This is a genomic window from Sphingobium sp. D43FB, from assembly GCF_002312805.1.
In the GTDB taxonomy this organism is placed as follows: domain Bacteria; phylum Pseudomonadota; class Alphaproteobacteria; order Sphingomonadales; family Sphingomonadaceae; genus Sphingobium.
In genome coordinates, this window is record NZ_NMUA01000219.1 from 1 (window position 1) to 415 (window position 415).

General features: G+C 52.5%; 1 protein-coding gene. It reads left to right on the top strand.

Going from position 1 to position 415, the window contains the following annotated elements:
* A partial coding sequence (locus SxD43FB_RS24110) for a CDP-alcohol phosphatidyltransferase family protein (protein WP_096064182.1) occupies window positions 1–415 on the top strand: 415 nt, incomplete at both ends.

Sequence of the window (415 nt, forward strand, 5' to 3'; positions counted from 1 at the left end):
GGTATCTGGCGGCGCTAGTCGTCATTTTGTTGAACAGGCTGCTTGATGGTCTGGACGGTGCGCTGGCGCGGCGCAGAGAGCTTACCGACGCGGGCGGCTTTCTTGATATTTCTCTCGATTTTCTCTTTTACGCGCTGGTGCCGTTTGGCTTTATTCTTGCTGCACCGGAGCAAAATGCGCTGGCAGGCGGCTGGTTGTTGTTTGCGTTTATCGGCACGGGCAGCAGTTTTCTCGCCTTTGCTGCACTGGCAGCAAAACATCAGATTGATAACCCCGGTTATGCACATAAGTCGTTTTACTATCTGGGGGGATTAACCGAAGGCACAGAAACGATCTTACTGTTTGTGCTGGGATGTTTATTCCCTGCATGGTTTGCGTGGTTTGCGTGGATCTTCGGTGCGTTGTGCTGGATGAC